We start from the raw sequence: 2,214 nt of genomic DNA on the forward strand, positions 1-2,214 counted from the left end.
GGCAACAGGTCCTCGTGGAAGATGATGACCTCGAAACGCGGCGCGAACTTCGCCAGCAACTTCAACGATGCGGCCAGGCAGTCGAGTCGTTTCCAATCCCGCCCGTTGGCCTTGTCCGCCCAGTCCCGCGGTCCCGCCAAGTAGGTGACTGCCAGATTCTGCACGATGTCGGATGGTAAGGAAGGGCGTGGGATTCTGCAAGGAGCTTTCCTGTTGACACATCCGGCGCGCCTATCTAGCACTTGTAGTCGCCATGGAATCATGCCCCCACCCACTGATAGACGACGGCGGAGAACCCACCCCCCTCGGGGCCGCGGTCCTCGAACTGATCCACCTGCACGACTGGTGCGAGCGCCGGGCCGTCCTGTTCCTGCTGGATCGCTTCACCGGCGACATGCACTGCCCGGTCAGCGCGCTCTACGACGCGGCTGCGGTGAGGCGCTACTACCGGAGCGCCGGGCTGGAGGTCATCGCCGTGCCGCTGCCGGTCAGGGCACTCGCGGGTTGAACTCGTGGATGAGTTGGAGCGGGGGCACCGCCGCGTGTCCGTCCAGCCAGCGGCGCAGGCGGCGCCCGACCGGGCCGGAGACCCGCGAGGCGGCGTGGCGGACGATCCACTTCCCGACCTCCCGGCAACGGGTGCTGTCGTAGTCGGTGACCTGGTGTTCGGGTGTCACGTTAGAGGACCAGTCCAGGTCCTCGGAGTCGGTGTCGGCCCAGTGGGCGTATCGCACGTGTAGTGTCATAGCGGGCGCAGCGTCACAAAATTCTAAAAAATTGCCAAGAACAAAAGATCGCGCTTTTACGAAGAAAGTTCTTGCGCGGAATTGCGAGTTAGAATAAGCACTCCACACATGGACACGACGACGGGGGCCACGACGAGGCTCAGGCAACTGATCAATGACAGCGGCAAGTCGCTCAGTGCGATCGCGCGGGACGCCGGAGTGTCCTACGACGCGCTGTGGCGCTGGATGAAGGGCAAGCAGCCCACCTACACCCTCGCCGACGCGGAGAAGGTCTACCGCGCGCTGACGGGGCTGGAGATGATCGCCGCCGAAGGGGAGAAGTCCGAGTAGCGCACGCCTGAGTGAGCGACTCACCGCAATACTGGGGAGGCTCCGCCCTACAGACCACCGGCGAGGTGCGCCGCCTGCAAGCGCGCACCTTCAAGCAGCTCGAAGAGCGCTACATCAGCACCCCGGTTCCGCTGCCCTACACCAGGGCCGAGTTCCTCGCCCACCCCGATCGGGACAAGGTCAAGGACTGCGCGTTCCTCTCTCCAGTCAGCTACCCCTACGAGGAGTCCGGCCCGCGCAAGCTGACCAACGCCGAGAAGCTGCTGCTCGCCTTCCTCGACATCGACGAGGACCCGCGGCCCGAGTACTACGACATCGTCCGGGACCTGGCCTCCGACCCCAAGGCGATCCTCGAAGCGCTGTACCCCCTGAACACAGCGGTCTGGACCTCCGCGAAGCACACCGAGAAGAACCCGCGGCTCAAGATCTGCGTGGAGCTCACCCCCTGCGACCCGGCGGAGCTGCCCCGCATCATCCGCCACCTCGCCGCCCGGCTGGGGCTGCCGCAGGACTTCAAGGGCGTGGCCGAGTCCTCGCGTCCCTCGCAGGGCCAGTATCGACCGGTGATCTGGAAGGGCGAGCCATTCAGCGCCGTGCTCGCCACCCGCACCAACGGCGTCGCCCTGGAGGTGGGCGACATACCCGAGGAGGCCCCCGAGGACCTGTGCGACTTCCTCGGCGAGCGCCCCGGCTTCACTCACGGCGAGACGCCCGAGGCCGGGCTGGTGCTCGCCCACCTGCCGGTGGCCGGCGTGGAGAGCGTCGACCAGATCAGGGACGTCTTCGAGCACCTCGACGCGGATTGCACGCGCATGGAGTGGCTCCACGTCGCCGCCGCGCTCCGCCACCAGTTCGGCCACGACCCGGCCCAGGCCGAGGAGGCATACGACCTGTTCGTCGAGTGGAGCGCCCAGGGGACCAAGTTCCGCGGCACCAACGACACCGCGAAGATGTGGCGCAGCCTGCGCGCCTACCCGGAGGGCCGCGCCCCGGTCACCATGCGCAGCCTGTTCAAGCGCGCGCAGGACGCGGGCTGGGACGGCGGGACGATCGCCCGGCGCGAGAAGGAGAGCGTGACCGCCTGGATCACCGCCTGCGAGGACGCCGAGGAGCTGATGCGCGCGGGCCCGGCGAACAT

Annotated in this window: 4 protein-coding genes; 3 read left to right on the forward strand and 1 reads right to left on the reverse strand. The window is 67.2% G+C overall.

The genetic code is table 11. The features are described from left to right. The first annotated feature begins 253 nt into the window (after positions 1-253). The gene (locus VM221_13745) at positions 254-508 is read left to right on the forward strand and encodes a hypothetical protein (protein HUT75884.1); all 255 of its coding nucleotides are present in this window, start codon (positions 254-256) and stop codon (positions 506-508) included. Here VM221_13745 and VM221_13750 read toward each other — a convergent pair. Then, positions 489-746 (reverse strand): hypothetical protein, encoded by a 258-nt coding sequence (locus tag VM221_13750; protein ID HUT75885.1) that lies wholly within the window; start codon positions 744-746, stop codon positions 489-491. The genes VM221_13745 and VM221_13750 overlap by 20 nt on opposite strands. A gap of 108 nt (positions 747-854) precedes the next feature. Here VM221_13750 and VM221_13755 point away from each other — a divergent pair, with 108 nt between their 5' ends. Beyond that, on the forward strand, positions 855-1,076 hold the full coding sequence (locus VM221_13755) for a hypothetical protein (protein ID HUT75886.1): 222 nt from the start codon (positions 855-857) through the stop codon (positions 1,074-1,076). 11 nt (positions 1,077-1,087) lie between these two features. Beyond that, positions 1,088-2,214, forward strand: a 1,127-nt coding sequence (locus tag VM221_13760) for a PriCT-2 domain-containing protein (GenBank protein ID HUT75887.1), incomplete at its 3' end; no start/stop codon positions are given.

The organism is Armatimonadota bacterium, from assembly GCA_035527535.1.
Taxonomy (GTDB): domain Bacteria; phylum Armatimonadota; class Hebobacteria.